This window comes from Streptomyces sp. NPDC017943 (genome assembly GCF_044328425.1).
In the GTDB taxonomy this organism is placed as follows: Bacteria; Actinomycetota; Actinomycetes; order Streptomycetales; family Streptomycetaceae; genus Streptomyces; species Streptomyces djakartensis_A.
In genome coordinates, this window is sequence record NZ_JBIRHH010000006.1 from 382876 (window position 1) to 398844 (window position 15969).

A 15969-nucleotide genomic window follows, 5' to 3' on the forward strand; every position below is an offset into this window, starting at 1 on the left:
GGCCGCAGACGGCCCCCTGCGTCCCGGCCACGGCTCACGAGGAGGATGCATCCGGCCCTCGCGTCCGGGGCGACATGACGGTCGAGGTCGCTCTGTCCGTCATGGACGGTGCCCGTGTGGAGCGTCTGCTCCTGTGCGACGAGGACGACCAGTGCACCGGATCGGTGACCCGGGCCGAACTCACCGCACACCGCGGCAGTCCCTCGTACACGGATCGGTTGCGTCTGCGGGACGTGCTCGTCTCTGCCCGCTGAACCGCCCCCGCCCTCCCGGACCACCCCGTCCCCTTCTCCCCGCAGGAGCACCTTGCGCTGTGTCATCGCCCGCTATCCGTTCGACCTGACCAGGAACGGCGTGCTGGCCCTGATGAAGGGTGTCACGCCGGAACCCGTCACGGCCGAGTCCGTGGCCATCGGCCGTCGCCGCTACCCCGTCAAGCAGGTGGGCCAGGTCATCACCCGGCAGGACCGTCGTGACTTCACCGCTGGCGAGGTCGTCCGGGCTTTGACGCGCCTCGGATTCACCTGCCACATCCCCGGGGCCGCGCCCGCACACGCCCTCACGCCGCTCGAGACGGCGTCGGCCCTGCTCGGCTCGCCCGGACCGGCGGACCACGCGCCCCAGGACAGCTGAGCGAAGGCGGGAAACCGCCGCTGCGAGCCCGGTGCGGGCCCTGCCGACGCGCGTCGGCAGGGCCCTCACCGCTGTCCGAGCCCCTGGCGCGGCGGGGAGTCGGTTCAGCGGATCCGACGACACGTGACCCTTGTCCGTGACCAGGACAGAAACCCGCGCTCTCGTGTGCCCAAAAATCTACTCTGGCGAGAGTAGACTTTCACTACTCGCTCGGTTAGTCTCTTCCTCGTAGTCAAGGTCTGACGAGCCCGGCGGACACGACGAGCCGGGAACGGACGGAAGCAGTAGGTACAGAGGTAGTAGGTACAGAGGAAGAACGGAGGAGTAGACGCCATCGGGATCGCCCGGCCGGAGATGCAGCGGCCGGGTACCGCAAGACCCCGGATTGGAAGGTGGTCCCCGGTCACGCAGCCGCGATCCCCGCTCCCCCCTGTTCAGGGCCGGTAGCGGACAGAGAAGGTCGGCACCGCATAAGGGCCGACAGATGGTGTTCAATTTCCTTCGGGGCCCTGGTGCCGTACGGCACCAGGGCCCCTCGACGCGTTCGTACATCGAGGTGACATGACGGCAGACAGACCCCTCAGTGATCGTCTGGACGACGATGACTACCCCGCCTACACGATGGGCCGGGCCGCCGAGATGCTCGGCACCACCCCCGCGTTCCTCCGGGCCATCGGCGAAGCCCGTCTGATCACTCCGCTCCGTTCGGAGGGTGGGCACCGCCGGTACTCCCGCTACCAGCTGCGCGTCGCGGCCCGGGCCCGCGAACTCGTCGACCGGGGCACCCCGATCGAGGCCGCCTGCCGCATCGTCATCCTCGAGGACCAGCTCGAGGAGGCGCAGCGTCTCAACGCCGAGTACCGCCGCCGCGCCGGCCACACGGCACCCGACGCCTCCGGTTCCGGCTCCAGCTCCCGCAACGACTGACAGCGACTCTCAGCCGTCCGGCACGATGATGATCCGCCGGGCACCACGACCCGTGCGGCACCACGACCCGTGCGGCACGACGCCCCGTCCGGCACGGAGCCCCGTCGTTCGGTGCGCGTCTGCCCGGCCTACGGCCGCTCCGCCGCCAGCAGTGCCGGGAACGCCTCGTGCAGCGCCTCGCGCCAGTCGCGGATCGGCTCGATGCCGGCGGCGGACCAACGGTCATGGCCCAGGACGCTGTAGGCGGGCCGGGGAGCCGGACGGACGTAGGCGGCGCTGCTGGTCGGACGCACCCGCTCCGGGTCCGCGCCGAGCAGCCGGAAGATCTCCCGGGTGAGGCCGAACCAGGTCGTCTCGCCGCCGCTGGTCCCGTGGTAGATCCCCGCCGGAGCGGCGCCGGCCAGCGCGGAGTTCCCGAGCCGGACGAGCCGGTCGGCGAGATCGACGGTCCAGGTGGGCTGACCGCGCTGGTCGTCGACCACGTCGAGGGTGTCCTTGACGCCTTCGAGTCTGATCATCGTACGGACGAAGTTGCCGCCGCCCGCGCCGTACAGCCACGCCGTGCGCACCACGTAGCCCGCGTCGGGGAGTGCGGCCAGCACCGCCTGCTCGCCCGCCAGTTTGGTGCGGCCGTAGGCGCTTCGCGGGCCCGTGGGGGCGTCCTCGGCGTACGGGGAGTCGCTGTCGCCCGCGAAGACGTAGTCCGTGGAGACCTGGAGCAGCCTGGCGCCGGTTCCGGCGCACGCCGCTGCCAGGTTCCGGGGCCCGTCGCCGTTGATCCGCAGGGCGTCGGTCTCACGGGTCTCCGCGTCGTCGACGGCCGTCCAGGCGGCACAGTTGACCACGACGTCGGGACGGTGCTCCGCCACGGCCCGACGCACCGCCTCCGCGTCCGTGACGTCAAGGTCGTCGCGGGTCAGGCCCACGCTCCGCACGCCGTCGGCCGCCAGGCGGGCGGTGAGGTCCCGGCCGAGCATTCCGCCGGCTCCGGTGATCAGCCAGGTGGAGGTCACAGCGCCGCGCGCTCCTTCAGGGGCTCCCACCAGGCGCGGTTGTCCCGGTACCAGGCGACGGTCTCGGCGAGGCCGGCGGTGAAGTCCTTGCGGGGTTCGTACCCCAGTTCCGTCCGGATCTTGGTGCAGTCCACGGAGTAGCGGCGGTCGTGGCCCTTGCGGTCCTGGACGTACTCGACGCTCTTGTCCCAGTCGGCGCCGCACGCCTGGAGCAGGAGCCGGGTCAGCTCCTTGTTGGACAGCTCGGTGCCGCCGCCGATGTTGTAGATCTCCCCTGCCCGGCCCCGGGTGCGGACCAGCTCGATGCCCTGGACGTGGTCGTCGATGTGCAGCCAGTCGCGGACGTTGCCGCCGTCGCCGTACAGCGGGACCTTCTTGCCGTCCAGCAGGTTCGTGATGAACAGCGGGATGACCTTCTCGGGGAAGTGGTGGTGCCCGTAGTTGTTGGAGCAGCGGGTCACCCGCACGTCGAGGCCGTGGGTGCGGTGGTACGACAGCGCGATCAGGTCGCTGGACGCCTTGGCCGACGAATAGGGCGAGTTGGGCTGCAGGGGATGGGTCTCCGGCCACGAGCCCTCGTCGATGGAGCCGTAGACCTCGTCGGTGGAGATGTGCACGAACACCTTGATCCCGGCCCGGTGTGCCGCGTCGACCAGGGTGTGCGTGCCGACCACGTTGGTGCGGACGAACTCGGCGCCGCCGTCGATGGACCGGTCCACGTGCGACTCGGCGGCGAAGTGCACCACCTGGTCGTGCCGCGCCATGAGTTCGGCGACCAGTTCGGGGTCGCAGATGTCGCCCCGGACGAACGCGAAGCCCGGACGGTCGCGCACCTCGTCGAGGTTGGCCGGGTTGCCCGCGTAGGTGAGCTTGTCCAGGACGGTGATCGCCACGTCACCCGGGCCCGAGGGGCCGAGCAGGGTGCGGACGTAGTGGGAGCCGATGAAACCGGCGCCGCCGGTCACGAGGATGCGGGTCGTCATGAGGAGATCTGCACTTTGCTGTGGTCGCCGAGGACGAGGCGGTGGGCTGCGGGATTGCGGGGCGCGGGAGTGACCTGGACGTTGCGGCCGATGAGCGAGGTCTCGATCCGTCGTACGCCGGTGATGGAGGACTCCCGCAGGACGATGGAGTACTCGACCTCGCTGTCGTCGATCCGGCACTCCTCGGAGATGGACGTGAAGGGGCCGATGTACGAGTCGCTGATCACCGTGCCGGGGCCGATGACGGCGGGACCCACGATGCGCGAGCCGCGGACCTCGGCGCCGGCCTCGATGCGCACGCGGCCGATGATCTCGCTGGACTCGTCGACGCTGCCCTCGATGCTGCGCTCCAGCGTCTCGAGGACGGAGCGGTTGACCTCCAGCATGTCGGGGACGTTCCCGGTGTCCTTCCAGTAGCCGGAGATGGTCGTCGAGCGGACGTCCTTGCGCTGGTCGATCAGCCACTGGATGGCGTGGGTGATCTCCAGTTCGCCGCGCCGGGACGGCGCGATCTCGCGGACCGCCTCATGAATGGCGGGAGTGAAGAGATACACCCCCACCAGCGCGAGATCGCTCTTCGGCTCCTCGGGCTTCTCCTCCAGCCCGGTCACCCGGCCACTGTCGTCGAGTTCGGCGACACCGAACGACGTCGGATCGGGCACCCGGGTCAAAAGGATCTGCGCGTCGGGGCGTTCCGTGCGGAATCCGTCGACGAGGCCGGTGATGCCGCCGACGATGAAGTTGTCGCCGAGGTACATCACGAAGTCGTCGTCACCCAGGAATTCGCGTGCGATGAGCACGGCGTGGGCCAGGCCGAGCGGCTTGTCCTGGGGGATGTACGTGACGTCGATCCCGAGCTTCGAGCCGTCACCGACGGCTTCCCGGATCTCTTCGGCGGTGTCGCCGACGATGATGCCGACATCGGTGATGCCGGCATCGGCGATGGCCTCGAGCCCGTAGAAGAGCACGGGCTTATTGGCGACGGGCACCAGTTGCTTGGCCGATGTGTGGGTTATCGGACGCAGGCGAGTGCCCGAGCCACCCGACAGAACGAGAGCCTTCATACCGGGCATCCTAACCACGGGGCTGTGCCCGGCTCCTGTCCTGTGTTCCACCGCAGTTTGCCGAAACCTTACGGGTGTTACTCGTTCTGTTCGCGTCGGCGACCGTCGGTTTGACGTGGCCGCGGCCCGGTCGTCACCCGTTAGCCTTGCCTTCGACGAGCGGCGTTGCGCGCCGGTTCATGCCGTGGTGAGTCCCAGCAACTGAGGCGGAAGAAGAGACATGTCCATCAAGGTGAGCGTGGTCGTCCCGGTCTACAACCCGGGCAAGTACATCGAGGACTGCATCGCCTCTCTTCTGCGCCAGAGCCTGCCGGACGACGAGTACGAGGCGATCTTCGTCGACGACGGCTCCACCGACGAGACACCCGAGCGCCTCGACCGGCTGGCCGCCGAGTACCCGCACATGCACGTCGTCCACCAGGAGGGATCCGGGTGGTCGGGCAAGCCGCGCAACGTCGGCATCGAGGCGGCCAAGGGCGAGTTCATCCAGTTCGTGGACAACGACGACTGGCTGGGCGACGAGGCCCTTGAGCGCATGTACGACTACGGGGTGCGCAACGACGCCGACGTCATCGTCGGGAAGATGGCCGGAAAAGGCCGCCCCGTCCCGCTCGAGCTGTTCCGCAGGAACCGGCCGCACGCGAACGTCGAGAATGCCCCGCTGATCGACAGCCTCACCCCGCACAAGATGTTCCGCAAGGAGTTCCTGGACAAGCACAACCTCCGGTTCAAGGAGGGGCGCCGCCGTCTGGAGGACCACGTCTTCGTCGCGGAGGCCTACCTGCGGGCCGAGAACGTCGCCGTTCTCAGCGACTATCTCTGCTACTACCACGTCAAGCGCGAGGACGCCTCCAACGCGGGCTTCCAGCGTTTCGACCCGGTCGGCTATTTCACCAACCTCCGTGAGGCTCTCGACGTGGTCGAGGAACTCACCGAACCGGGGCCGCTGCGCGACCGGCTCTTCCGCCGCTGGCTGCGCAACGAGATGGTCGAGCGTTTGCGCGGACAGCGTCTGCTGAGCCTGCCCGAGGACTACCGCCAAGAACTGTTCGACGAGATCCACAAGGTGGTCGTCGAGCGTTTCGGGCCCGGTGTCGCAGCGGGTCTGCAACCCACCCAGCAGATCGTCGCCGGTCTGATCTCGGCCAATCGTCTGGCCGAGGTCGAGGAGTTCGCGCGATGGGAGGCGGGAATCAAGCCCTTCGGTTCCCTCGAGAGCCTCGGCTGGGAGAACGGCAGGCTGGCGATCGGTTTCACCGCCGAGTACAGGTCGGGAGGCGAGCCTCTCACTTTCCGTGCCGACGGGGAGAAGGACGTGCTGATTCCGCCTCTGTCGCGGACCGGACTGAGCGCCATCGCCCTGCTCGGCGCCGACACCTCCGCCCCGCTGGACAAGTCCAAGGTGGACCTGGTGGTGCGGGAGCGCGCGACGGCTGCGGAGTTCTTCCAGCCCGTGGAACTCACCCGCGAAAAGCTCGCCGTGGAGGGCGGGGAGAGCGTGGAGAGCGAGGCGAGCGGGGAGAGCCGGAAGGGCCGGTTCCGCCAGGTGCTGCGCGCCACCTCGCTGGTCGACCCGCTCTCGGCGGCGAACGGCGCCCCGCTCGACGAGGGCATCTGGGACGTGCTCATCCGCATCAGCTCCTGCGGATGGACGAAGGAGACGCGCCTCGGTTCGGTGCGCACCGACCAGGCCGGACACGGGCGCCGCGCCGCCGTCGTCGGCTCCCCGGCCCGTACGGTCCTGCCGTACTGGACCGACCCGCACGGCAACCTCTCGCTCGACGTCGACCAGAAGACCAACCGCCTCGCGTACGAGTTCGCCGGCCTGGCTCCCGGCGACGTGACCGTCACGACGAGCCCCGGGCGCCTCTCCGCCGTTCTGCCGTTCCACGTCCAGGGCGAGTGCGAGGCGGCCCTGAAGCTCACCGACGTCGCGTCCGGGCGGTCGGTCGAGGTCGCCGCCACGCTGACCGGCCGCACCACCGGTGACGCCGACCTGCGCGCCGACCTCCCGTCCGGCGAGCCGGCGGAGGGCCACTGGCGGATGGACCTGACCCTGCCGTCGCTCGGAGCCGGCAAGCCGGTGCAGCTCCCGCTGGCCCTGGAGGTGCCGGCGGGCGGCGAGGCCGTGGTCAAGCGCCTGGCTGCGGCCGCCGCCGACCTGGCGGCCAAGGGTCCCGCCCGGCGCGGGCCCGGCTCGCGACCGGCGAAGCCGACGTTCCTGCGCCGCGCGGTCCGCAAGATCCGTCGGACCCTGAAGAAGTGACCGCACGACGCGAACGAGGATCAGGACATGCGACCACTGGGTATTGAGGGAGCCTGGGTGCTGGAGCCCAAGGTGTTCCCCGACGACCGCGGCAGCTTCCACGAGTGGTTCCGCGGCGCGGAGTTCCGCGAGGCGACGGGCCAGGACCTCCACCTCGCCCAGGCCAACTGCTCCGTCTCCAGGCGGGGCACCCTGCGCGGCATCCACTTCGCGGACGTGCCGCCGAGCCAGGCCAAGTACGTCACGTGTGTCCGGGGTGCGGTCGTCGACGTCGTCGTCGACATACGCGTCGGCTCACCGACGTACCGGCAGTGGGAGGCGGTCCGGCTGGACGACCGGACCCACCACGCCGCCTACCTGTCCGAGGGCCTCGGCCACGCCTTCTTCGCGCTGACGGACGACGCGACCGTGGTCTACCTCTGTTCCGAGGGCTACGCCCCCGAGCGGGAACACGGCATCCACCCGCTGGACCCGGACCTCGCCATCGACTGGCCGGCCGGCATCGAACCGCTGCTGTCCCCGAAGGACGAGCAGGCACCGACGCTGGCCGAGGCGGAGGCGCGGGGTCTGCTCCCGGCGTACGAGGACTGCGTCGCCTTCCGCAGGACGCTCCGCGGCGACTGACAGCCGCCCGGTCGCAGAAGGGGCCCTCCCGTGTGGGCACGGGAGGGCCCGGCGCTCTTCTGGACCTCACGGGGTGAGGACGACCTTCTCGCAGTGGTCCTTCTTGTTCTTGAACAGGTCGTAGCCGGTCGGTGCCTCGGACAGGGGCAGCCGGTGGGTGATGATCCGGGTGGGATCGATCCTGCCCTGCTCGATCATGTCCAGCAGCGGTCGCATGTACCTCTGCACGTGGCACTGGCCGGTCCGCAGCGTCAGTGACCGGTTCATCCAGGCACCCGCCGGGAACTTGTCGATCATCCCGCCGTAGACGCCGATGACCGAGACCACGCCTCCGCTCCGGCAGGACATGATGGCCTGGCGCAGCACGTGCGGCCGGTCGGTCTCGGAGCGGACCGCCTGCTTGGCACGGTCGTAGAGGTGGACGTGGGAGGCGCCGTGCGTGGCCTCCAGGCCGACCGCGTCGATGCACTTGTCGGGGCCCCGGCCGCCGGTGAGTTCGAGCAGGGCGGACCGTACGTCGGTGTCCTCGAAGTCGATGGTGGTGTAGCCCTGGGCGGCGGCCATGTCGAGGCGGTAGGCCTCCTTGTCGATGGCGACGACCTTCTCCGCGCCCAGGACCCGGGCACTGTCCATGGCGAACTGGCCGACCGGCCCGGCACCCCAGACGGCGACGACGTCACCCTGCTGGATGTCGCACATGTCGGCGCCCATGTAACCGGTCGGCAGGATGTCGGACAGGAAGAGCACCTGCTCGTCGGTCAGATCCGACTCGATCTTGAGGGCGTTGGCGTCGGCGAGCACCACCCGCGCGTACTCGGCCTGGCCACCGGCGAAGCCGCCGGTGAGGTGGGAGTACCCGTAGATGCCACAGGTGGGATGACCGAACATCTTCTCCGAGATGCCCGCGTTCGGGTTGCTGTTCTCGCAGCACGAGTACAGCTCCGCACGGCAGGACGCACACGCGCCGCAGGCGATGGGGAAGGGCACCACGACCCGGTCGCCGACGCGCAGTGTGCCGTTGTCGATGCCGGGGCCGACCTCGACGACCTCTCCCATGAACTCGTGGCCCAGGATGTCGCCCTTCTCCATGGTCGGCACGTAGCCGTCGACCAGATGGAGGTCGGAGCCGCAGATCGCCGTCGAGGTGATCTTCACGATGGCGTCGCGGCTGTTCAGGATCGAGGGGTCCGGAACGTCCTGCACCTCGACCGAGTTGCGTCCCGTCCAGCAGGTGGCCTTCATGCCAGTGCCTCCTTCAGTTCGTCCTCGGTCAGCGGTCGGGCCGGGTGCTGCGGGAACTCGCCCCGGGCCCGCTTGCCGCCGGGTGCGCCCTCGGAGCGGACGACCTCACCGGTCTCCGCGATCTGCTTGAACCGGCGCAGGTCGTCGTCCAGTTGCTGGTGCGGCTCCTCGCCGAACCAGCGGGCGGCCGCCTTGCCCACCGCCCCACCGGGCAGTTCGTAGCGCAGGGACACCCGGATCTCCGTGCCCTGCCCGCCCGGGGCCGGCACGAGACGGACTTCGCCGGAGTTGCCGATGTCGGCGCCCTCCACCGACCGCCACGCGATCAGTCGGCCCGGGACGTCCTGAGTGATCTCGGCGTCCCATTCGACGGTTTTGCCGAACGGCGCGTCGGCCTTCCAGTGACTGGTGCGCGGGCCGGTCACGTGCACGTCGTCCAAGTGCACCATGAATTCCGGCAGTCGCTCCAGGTCCTTCCAGAGGGTGTACACCTCGTCCGGGGACCGGGTGACGGTGGTGGCCGCGGTCAGTTCCATGGGGGCGCTCCTACGCGTGCGGGTCACGGCCGCGTAGACGTCCGTGGCGGTGAGGGCGGTGACCGCGGCCGTCGCAGCGACGGTGCGTCCGAGACCGCGACCGTTGTGGTTCTTCAGGGCTCTGGCGAGCATCGTCAGGTCCATGAGGTCGCCGCCGACGCGACTCCAGAGCCAGACGGGGTGTGGCCGTCCCAACAGGCCGGTCGCCGCAGCCAGTTCGCGCACGCCGACGGCCGTCGTGGCCGACCGGTGGCGGGGGGCGTCGCCCACGCCCAGGGCCCGTGCGAAGCCCGCCGGGGCGACGACCTGGGGCACGCCCAGGAACGCACTGGCCCAGCCGAGGCCACGTACGAGCGGATCGTGTCGCAGGCGGGAGGTGGAGCGGGTGTCTGTCGTCATCAGTGCTCCTGACGTGCGGTCGTCATCAGTGCTCCTGACATGCGGGAGAACCGGGGCCGGAGGGGGGTGGCCGCCCGCCCGGTGTGGTGCCGCAGCGGGCGGGCGGCCCCGGCCTCCTTACTGCTTGTGGCCGTTGCTGTGGCCGTCGGGATGCAGCAGCACCTTCGTCCAGCCGTCGTCACGGGCGTCGAAGTGCTCGTAGGCGGTGGGGGCCTCGTCCAGGCTGAGCTCGTGGGAGACGACGAAGCTCGGCGTCGCCTTCCCGCCGGCGATCAGGTCCCGCAGCGCCCGGTTGTACTTCTTCACCGGAGCCTGGCCGGTCCCCATGCGCTGGCCCTTGAACCACATCATCCCGAAGTCGATGGGCACCTTGCCCTGTGCCTCCCACTCGCCCTGCGCCTCCTCGCCGCCGGGGTCCTGGGGCAGGAACACGCCCACCACGCCGATGTCGCCCGTGAACCTCACCGAGTCGATCAGGCTGTTGAGGGTGAGGCTGGCGTCCTCGTGTCCCTCGGAGTCGTGTGCCTGGTAGCCGACGCACTCACACCCGTTGTCGGCGCCCAGACCGAGGGTGGCCTCCTTGACGACCTCGGCCGGGTCCTGCTCGGCGGTGTTGATCGGAATGGCCCCGATCTCCTCCGCCTTGGCCAGCCGGTCGGGCTGGTGGTCGGCCACCCAGACGCGGCCGGCACCCTTGAGCACGGCGGAGTAGGCTGCCATCAGCCCGACGGGACCGGCCCCGAAGACGATCGTCTGGTCGCCCGGCTTGACGTTGGCCATCTCGGTGGCGTGGTAGCCGGTGGGGAAGATGTCGGCGAGCATCACGTAGTCGCTCTGCCGCTCGGCGGCGTCCTCGCCCAGGCGCAGCGCGTTGAAGTCGCCGTAGGGCACGCGCAGCAGTTCCGCCTGGCCGCCCTGGTAGGGGCCCATGTCGGCGAAACCGTAGGCGGCTCCTGCGAGGGCGGGTTCCGGTTGCATGGTCAGGCAGTAGTTGGTCAGGCCCCGCTCGCACTGCTTGCAGAAGCCGCAGGCGATGTTGAAGGGCAGGACCACGTACTCGCCGACCTGGACCTTGCGGACGGCCGAGCCGACCTCCACGACCTGGCCCAGATTCTCGTGCCCCAGCGTGCGGCCGGACTCGAACGAGGTGCGTCCCTCGTACATGTGCAGATCCGAACCGCAGATGTTGGTGGTGGTGATCTTGACGATGATGTCGCAGGGGTGCTCGATCTTCGCGTCCGGTACGTCCTTCACGGTGACCGTTCGCGGTCCTTCGTATACCGCTGCTTTCATGATGACTTCCCTGGGTGTCCTTGCATGGCGGTGATGGAGACGGCGCAAGGGGCCTGACTCGCGACCATGCGAGGAGGGAGTCGGTGGTATCGGCACGCCTGCGCGAGCCGTTCGCCTGGATCAGGGAGAACGGTTGTTTCACCCGGTCGCCGGGCGGAGCCTCGGTGCTCCGGCGGCGTACGGTGCGGGTCTCCGTCAACCTCCGGCCGAAACGGCGTTCGTCGCACGAATCGGAGGCAGTGTCGCCGGGGCGCCGACCAGCGGTCGGGACGGCATCCCCGGCACGGACCGTCCGCTACTCACCGTCGTCCGCGAGCATGCGACGACGGTCCTGTTCACGCTTGGAATAGGCGGCCGCCCGGATCGCCTCGTCGCTCTCCAGGCCCGACCCCAGCGCACCACCGGCCGTGGCGACCGAAGCGACGAACCAGGCCAGCGTCCAGTACTCCGCGGCATGCAGCGGCGTCCGAGTCATGGAGGCGAACACCTGGTCGTTGAGGATGAAGAGCCCCCACAGCAAGTTGACGACCAGCAACCCGGCGTAGCAGACGAGCACCCCGATGCCCACGGTCACGACCGTCGACGCGTTGTAGAGCGCCGCCCGCTTCCTCTCCTCCGGCGAGTCCTGCGCCTTCCGATGCCACAGGTGCGCGTCAATGATCAGCCAGCCGATCATGAGGGCGACGGACCCGATCGTGGCGATCACGAGCCGTGGGGTGTCGAGGAATGCGGCCAGGCTCCAGACGGTGGAGTTCACGGTGGCGATCGCTCCGGTGGCGAGTGCGGCCGCAAGGGCCTTGGAGAGGCCCGGGACCAAGCGCCACGGCCTGTTGGCCCGGACCATGCCGCCGAGCACCCTCAGGTAGCCGCGCGGCCCACCGACCACATAACGGAGGTCCGCGGCCTCCTCGTCGCCGACCCGGGCCGGGTGAACGGACGCAAGGCGACCGGTGTCTCCCAGCGACCGATCCCGGCCAGGCTTTCCGCCCTGGGCGGACTGCGCATCCGCCAGGCTGAGCACGGCCTCCTCGACCGCGCGCCGGGCCCTGCTCTGGAAGCGCAGTCCGCCCAGGGAGGGGAGGGACAGGAGTGCCAGGCCGTGTTCATGACTCAGATCCACGACGAGTTTGTGCCCCTGCGAGTGCAACGGCAGGTCGGTGAGGGCCACGACGACGTCCCAGTCCTCTTCACGTCGCCGGTCGATGAGCCGGCGGGTCATCGTGGTCGGGTCCTCGGTCCCCGCGGTGAAGGGCTCACTCACCACCTCGACGGCGAACCGCCGGTGGCGGCCCGACGCGTCCGCGAGCCGGGCGGGCATGTCCCGGGCGATGTGCTGGGCGACCTCGGTCGGCGCGTCCGGATCCGCCAGGAGAGCCACGGCCGTGACGCTCTGCGACGACTCAACCATGACGGTCCCTTCTCGTCGTCCACTCCGGCGTCCAGCAGTGCCCCGAATGCCCGGCGCGTAACGCCCGGTCCTCAACCGTTTCGACACAGCCGTACAGCAGGTCGGGGACGCCGGCGAGCACCTGCGGCCGGGCCTCTCGGACGCGACGCCCGAGCCGTACGGCGTCAACCCCAGGCGGAGCCGAGCAGGCGCGGCCCGGGCTGATCAGCCGCGCTGAGGCCAGATCGGGCCCTGGTCGGTCCAGACGACGCCCTTGTTGCGGCACAGGCAGAAGGGGTGCCCGACGGGGTCGGTGTAGACCTGCCAGCCGTAGCCGTTCGGGCCGATGAAGTCCTGCTTCAGCGTCGCACCGAGGGCCAGGACGCGGCGCTGCTCGGGCTCGAACTCGTCCACCTCGAAGTCGAGGTGGAACTGCTTGGGGTGCTCGCCGTCGGGCCACTGCGGAGCGCGGTAGCCGTCCACCCGGATGAACGCCAACTCGATCTCGCCGAACTGGATACCGGCCCAGTCCTCGGAGCTGCCTTCCTTGACCGGCCGGCCTGTCACCTCGGAGTAGAAGGCCGCCAACTCCATCGTGTCCGGGCAGTCGATGATGAAATCGGTGAGTCTCAGCATCCCGGGATCTTGTCACAGGCTCACGCGCCGCGAGGGCGGGACCTTCTGTCACCGGTGGCAACCGACAGCGACCGTCGTATCTCAGCCGCTCCCCACGAACCCCCAGGTCACAGCCCCCCACCCATACGCGTTTCCGCCCAGCCCTGGCGGTACGGCAAGATGGGGTGTATCTGCCCACTGTCAGATTCAAGCTGCCGGACGGTTTCTCTTGGCTGAGTTCATTTACACCATGCGCAAGGCGCGCAAAGCGCACGGCGACAAGGTGATCCTCGACGACGTGACGACGAGCTTCCTCCCGGGGGCGAAGATCGGCGTCGTCGGCCCGAACGGCGCCGGAAAGTCGACGATCCTCAAGATCATGGCCGGGATCGAGCAGCCGTCCAACGGTGACGCCTTCCTCACGCCGGGTTACACGGTCGGCATCCTGCTCCAGGAGCCCCCGCTGACCGAGGACAAGACCGTCCTGGAGAACGTCCAGGAGGGTGTCGCCGAGATCAAGGGCAAGCTCGACCGGTTCAACGAGATCGCCGAGCAGATGGCGACCGAGTACACCGACGAGCTCATGGACGAGATGGGCAAGCTCCAGGAGCAGCTCGACCACGCCAACGCGTGGGACCTCGACGCGCAGCTGGAGCAGGCCATGGACGCCCTGGGCTGCCCGCCCGGCGACTGGCCCGTCACCAACCTGTCCGGTGGTGAGCGCCGCCGCGTCGCGCTGTGCAAGCTCCTGCTGGAGCAGCCCGACCTGCTGCTGCTCGACGAGCCCACCAACCACCTCGACGCCGAGTCGGTGAACTGGCTGGAGCAGCACCTGGCGCAGTACCCGGGCACCGTCGTCGCGGTCACCCACGACCGGTACTTCCTCGACAACGTCGCCCAGTGGATCTGCGAGGTCGACCGCGGTCGCCTCTACCCCTACGAGGGCAACTACTCCAAGTACCTGGAGACCAAGGCCGCCCGCCTCAAGGTCGAGGGCCAGAAGGACGCCAAGCGGCAGAAGCGGCTCAAGGAAGAGCTGGAGTGGGTCCGCTCCAACGCCAAGGGGCGGCAGGCCAAGTCCAAGGCGCGTCTGGCCCGCTACGAGGAGATGGCCGCCGAGGCCGACAAGATGCGGAAGCTGGACTTCGAGGAGATCCAGATCCCGCCGGGCCCGCGTCTGGGCAACGTCGTCGTCGAGGTCAGCAACCTCAGCAAGGGCTTCGGCGAGAAGCTGCTCATCGACGACCTCAGCTTCACCCTCCCGCGCAACGGCATCGTGGGCATCATCGGTCCGAACGGCGCCGGCAAGACCACCCTGTTCAAGATGATCCAGGGCATCGAGGAGCCGGACTCCGGCGCCATCAAGGTCGGCGACACCGTCAAGATCTCCTACGTCGACCAGAGCCGCGAGAACATCGACCCCAAGAAGACGCTGTGGGCCGTCGTCTCCGACGAGCTGGACTACATCAACGTCGGCCAGGTCGAGATGCCGTCGCGGGCGTACGTCTCCGCCTTCGGGTTCAAGGGGCCGGACCAGCAGAAGCCGGCCGGGGTGCTCTCCGGCGGTGAGCGCAACCGGCTGAACCTCGCGCTCACCCTCAAGCAGGGCGGCAACCTGCTGCTCCTCGACGAGCCGACCAACGACCTCGACGTCGAGACCCTCTCCAGCCTGGAGAACGCGCTGCTGGAGTTCCCCGGCTGCGCCGTGGTCGTCTCCCACGACCGGTGGTTCCTGGACCGCGTGGCCACGCACATCCTCGCCTACGAGGGCGACTCCAAGTGGTTCTGGTTCGAGGGCAACTTCGAGTCGTACGAGAAGAACAAGGTCGAGCGGCTCGGCCCGGACGCCGCCCGTCCGCACCGCGCCACCTACAAGAAGCTGACCCGGGGCTGATCTTGCGGCACATCTACCGCTGCCCGCTGCGCTGGGCGGACATGGACGCGTACGGCCACGTCAACAACGTGGTGTTCCTCCGCTACCTGGAGGAGGCCCGTATCGACTTCCTGTTCCGCCCGGAGAAGGACTTCAAGCAGGGGTCCGTGGTGGCACGCCATGAGATCGACTACAAGCGGCAGCTCGTGCACCGCCACCACCCGGTGGACATCGAGCTGTGGGTCACCGAGATAAGGGCCGCGTCCTTCACCCTCACCTACGAGGTGAAGGACGGCGACCAGGTCTACGTGCGGGCGTCGACGGTGATCGTGCCGTTCGACTTCGAGGCGCAGCGCCCGCGCCGGATCACCGAGGAGGAGCGGGAGTTCCTCCGCGCGTACATGGATGACGCCGAGGAGGAGGCCGTCGCGGCATGACGGTCCTGCACCTCGCCGACGAGGGGGAGGCGGCGGACCTCGCGGCCTTCCTCTCCCGGCTGCTCCACTACGACCGCGGGGCCGCGGTGCGCCTGCAGGCCGCCGGCACCGCACTGGCCGTCTTCGGCCGGCCGCCGTCCTTCGAGGTGCTGGCGGTCCGCGCGGTGCGGCTGGCCAAGCCGTACGAGAAGGGCCTGGAGGTCAGGCTGGACGTGACCGTGTCCGCCGGTGAGCTGCTGGAATCGGTGGACGAGAAGGCCGCCACGGCCGCCGTGCCGCAGGCCGTGACCGGGCCGCCGTGGGCCGGGGTGCTGCCGCCCCGCAGCGGCTGGCGGGCCGAACCGGGACTGCCCGGGCCCGACGCCCTCCGGTCGCTGGTGGCCGCCGCGGTGGCCGAGTTCCGCGCCCGGACGGGGGAGTTGCCCGAGGAGCGGCGCACCCGCGGCGAACTGGACCGCATCGGCCGGGACATCTGGTCCCGCACGGTCGGGGACACCCCGCTGCCGGTCCGGGCCGTGCACGCGGCGCAGTCGCTCGGCTTCCTGCGGCCCGGCGCCCCGCTGGGGCTGCTCTCCTCGGGCGCGTGGCTGCGGCTGCGCACGCCCTACGGGTCGGTCGCGGTACGGCGTGCCGGGCTCGGGGCCTTGGACGTCAGCGTCCGCTGACCGGCCACCGGG

16 protein-coding genes are annotated in these 15969 nt (G+C 69.6%); 8 read left to right on the forward strand and 8 right to left on the reverse strand.

The window, feature by feature from the left end; translation table 11 throughout:
- Nucleotides 1–74 precede the first annotated feature (74 nt).
- From ACH4C6_RS21900 to ACH4C6_RS21910, 3 genes are all read left to right on the forward strand, one after another.
- Complete coding sequence (locus tag ACH4C6_RS21900; RefSeq protein WP_398110433.1) at nt 75–254, forward strand: hypothetical protein; 180 nt, start codon at nt 75–77, stop codon at nt 252–254.
- A gap of 52 nt (nt 255–306) precedes the next feature.
- Entirely contained in the window at nt 307–633 is a 327-nt protein-coding gene (locus ACH4C6_RS21905; RefSeq protein ID WP_398110267.1) for an SCO5918 family protein, read from the forward strand.
- Between the two features lie 561 nt (nt 634–1194).
- A complete protein-coding gene (locus ACH4C6_RS21910; RefSeq protein ID WP_398110268.1) occupies nt 1195–1560 on the forward strand; it encodes a helix-turn-helix domain-containing protein in 366 nt (121 codons plus the stop codon).
- A gap of 128 nt (nt 1561–1688) precedes the next feature.
- On the opposite strand, the gene rfbD is transcribed toward ACH4C6_RS21910, so the two are convergent.
- Genes rfbD through ACH4C6_RS21925 form a run of 3 tightly spaced genes read right to left on the reverse strand, consistent with a single transcriptional unit; the run spans nt 1689 to nt 4620 of the window.
- Nucleotides 1689–2537, reverse strand: a complete 849-nt coding sequence (gene rfbD / locus ACH4C6_RS21915; protein ID WP_398110434.1) for a dTDP-4-dehydrorhamnose reductase — start codon at nt 2535–2537, stop codon at nt 1689–1691.
- 32 nt (nt 2538–2569) lie between these two features.
- Nucleotides 2570–3556 carry a dTDP-glucose 4,6-dehydratase gene (rfbB, locus tag ACH4C6_RS21920; protein ID WP_398110269.1) on the reverse strand — a complete coding sequence of 329 codons (987 nt, stop codon included), beginning with the start codon at nt 3554–3556 and terminating at the stop codon, nt 2570–2572.
- Entirely contained in the window at nt 3553–4620 is a 1068-nt protein-coding gene (locus ACH4C6_RS21925; RefSeq protein ID WP_398110270.1) for a glucose-1-phosphate thymidylyltransferase, read from the reverse strand. Before ACH4C6_RS21925 ends, rfbB begins: the two co-directional genes overlap by 4 nt.
- 220 nt (nt 4621–4840) lie before the next feature.
- Here ACH4C6_RS21925 and ACH4C6_RS21930 point away from each other — a divergent pair, with 220 nt between their 5' ends.
- Nucleotides 4841–6886 (forward strand): glycosyltransferase, encoded by a 2046-nt coding sequence (locus ACH4C6_RS21930; protein ID WP_398110271.1) that lies wholly within the window; start codon nt 4841–4843, stop codon nt 6884–6886.
- Nucleotides 6887–6913: 27 nt separating this feature from the next.
- Nucleotides 6914–7510: a dTDP-4-dehydrorhamnose 3,5-epimerase gene (gene rfbC, locus ACH4C6_RS21935; protein WP_398110272.1), complete on the forward strand. Its 597-nt coding sequence runs from the start codon at nt 6914–6916 to the stop codon at nt 7508–7510.
- A gap of 66 nt (nt 7511–7576) precedes the next feature.
- Here rfbC and ACH4C6_RS21940 read toward each other — a convergent pair whose 3' ends face one another.
- The 5 genes from ACH4C6_RS21940 to ACH4C6_RS21960 form a co-directional block, all read right to left on the reverse strand.
- Nucleotides 7577–8752 carry a zinc-dependent alcohol dehydrogenase gene (locus tag ACH4C6_RS21940; protein WP_398110273.1) on the reverse strand — a complete coding sequence of 392 codons (1176 nt, stop codon included), beginning with the start codon at nt 8750–8752 and terminating at the stop codon, nt 7577–7579.
- On the reverse strand, nt 8749–9687 hold the full coding sequence (locus ACH4C6_RS21945; protein ID WP_398110274.1) for an SRPBCC family protein: 939 nt from the start codon (nt 9685–9687) through the stop codon (nt 8749–8751). Before ACH4C6_RS21945 ends, ACH4C6_RS21940 begins: the two co-directional genes overlap by 4 nt.
- A gap of 117 nt (nt 9688–9804) precedes the next feature.
- Nucleotides 9805–10980: a glutathione-independent formaldehyde dehydrogenase gene (locus ACH4C6_RS21950; protein ID WP_398110275.1), complete on the reverse strand. Its 1176-nt coding sequence runs from the start codon at nt 10978–10980 to the stop codon at nt 9805–9807.
- 295 nt (nt 10981–11275) lie between these two features.
- The gene (locus tag ACH4C6_RS21955) at nt 11276–12388 is read right to left on the reverse strand and encodes a hypothetical protein (RefSeq protein WP_398110276.1); all 1113 of its coding nucleotides are present in this window, start codon (nt 12386–12388) and stop codon (nt 11276–11278) included.
- A 204-nt stretch (nt 12389–12592) separates the two neighbouring features.
- On the reverse strand, nt 12593–13003 hold the full coding sequence (locus tag ACH4C6_RS21960; RefSeq protein ID WP_398110277.1) for a VOC family protein: 411 nt from the start codon (nt 13001–13003) through the stop codon (nt 12593–12595).
- A 208-nt stretch (nt 13004–13211) separates the two neighbouring features.
- Here ACH4C6_RS21960 and ettA point away from each other — a divergent pair, with 208 nt between their 5' ends.
- From ettA to ACH4C6_RS21975, 3 genes are read left to right on the forward strand one after another with little or no spacing between them, the layout of a single operon-like run.
- Nucleotides 13212–14876 (forward strand): energy-dependent translational throttle protein EttA, encoded by a 1665-nt coding sequence (gene ettA / locus ACH4C6_RS21965; protein WP_369195577.1) that lies wholly within the window; start codon nt 13212–13214, stop codon nt 14874–14876.
- Between the two features lie 2 nt (nt 14877–14878).
- Nucleotides 14879–15292 carry an acyl-CoA thioesterase gene (locus ACH4C6_RS21970; protein ID WP_398110278.1) on the forward strand — a complete coding sequence of 138 codons (414 nt, stop codon included), beginning with the start codon at nt 14879–14881 and terminating at the stop codon, nt 15290–15292.
- Nucleotides 15289–15957, forward strand: coding sequence for a hypothetical protein (locus tag ACH4C6_RS21975; RefSeq protein WP_398110279.1), 669 nt, complete (start codon nt 15289–15291; stop codon nt 15955–15957). Before ACH4C6_RS21970 ends, ACH4C6_RS21975 begins: the two co-directional genes overlap by 4 nt.
- Nucleotides 15958–15969: the final 12 nt, after the last annotated feature.